The 1,126-nt window shown below is 70.2% G+C and carries 1 protein-coding gene; it reads right to left on the bottom strand.

The annotated features are described in order from the left end of the window. On the bottom strand, nt 1–1,038 hold a 1,038-nt coding region (locus tag VF092_29455; protein ID HEX6751455.1), incomplete at its 3' end, for an IS481 family transposase. Nucleotides 1,039–1,126 lie beyond the last annotated feature (88 nt).

Raw genomic sequence — 1,126 nt, forward strand, 5'->3', positions numbered from 1 at the left:
CTCGCTCAGGAAGATCGAGCGGTCGCGAAAATACAGGATGCCGTTCGCGCGCACCTGCCGCACGATGCAGTGTGCCGGGTACTCCGGCCCGGGCACGCGCTCGGGCAGCTCGCGCGGCGACGGCGCGTACAGCGAGCCGGGCGTCCGCCTGCCGAGCGCCTGGTGCGGCCGCTCGAAGTCGAACTCGGCCCGGAAGGCATCGAACCGCTCCTGCTGCGCGAGCCCGTTGGCCGCGGGAGGAAACGCGGTGTGCCGCTTCAGCGTCTTGTGCATCCGCTCGTGCGCGCCATTCTGCTCCGGGTGCCCGGGTGCGATGCGGTCGTGCCCGATCCCCAGCTGCGCCCACCAGACGTTCAGCCGCGAGAGCCCGGCGATCGCCTTCGTGGCGAAGGGCCCGCCGTTGTCCGTGCGGATCACCTGCGGCAGCCCGTACTCCCGGAACGCCCGCTCCACCACCGCCTGCGCCCCGGCGTGCGCCGTCGAGTCCAGCCCGTGGCAGACCAGCAGGAAGCGCGTGTGGGCATCCGCGATCGTGAGCGGGTAGCAGCGCCGCCCGTCGCCCATGCGGAAGTCGCCCTTGAAGTCCATCGTCCACAGGTCGTTCGGCTCTCCCACGCGCACCCAGTCGCGCCCCGGGTGCTTCCAGTTCCGCGTCCGCCGGCGCTTCTCCACCAGCCCCTCGCGGCTGTACAGGTCGCCCACGGTGCTCGCGGCCGGGAACGTCACGCCGCGGTGCTGCGGCTTCTGCTCCAGCCAATCGATGATCGTCCGAGGTCCCCAGTGGGGATGCGCCCGCCGTGCCTCCAGGAGCAGCTCACGCATCTCCTCCCCGATCCGCCGCGGGCAGGTGTGCGGCGCGTGGCTGCGGTCCTTCAGCCCGTCGATCCCGTGCTTCTCGAACCGCTCCAGCGTCGTGTAGCCCGTCTGCCGGCTCACGCCGAAGCGCTCGCACAGCTCCGTCATCTCGTACAGGCCTTCCTGCGCCAGCGTCACGAAGCGCATCCGCTCCGTCTCCGGGTCCGAATGATTCCACGGCATTTCTCCCCCTGGGGCTCGGGTACACTTCGTTCTGCCGTGTCAATCATCCTCCCGGTCTGATCTGTCAACAATCTACCCGGTCCGGACC

It is taken from the genome of Longimicrobium sp. (assembly GCA_036377595.1).
Taxonomy (GTDB): domain Bacteria; phylum Gemmatimonadota; class Gemmatimonadetes; order Longimicrobiales; family Longimicrobiaceae; genus Longimicrobium.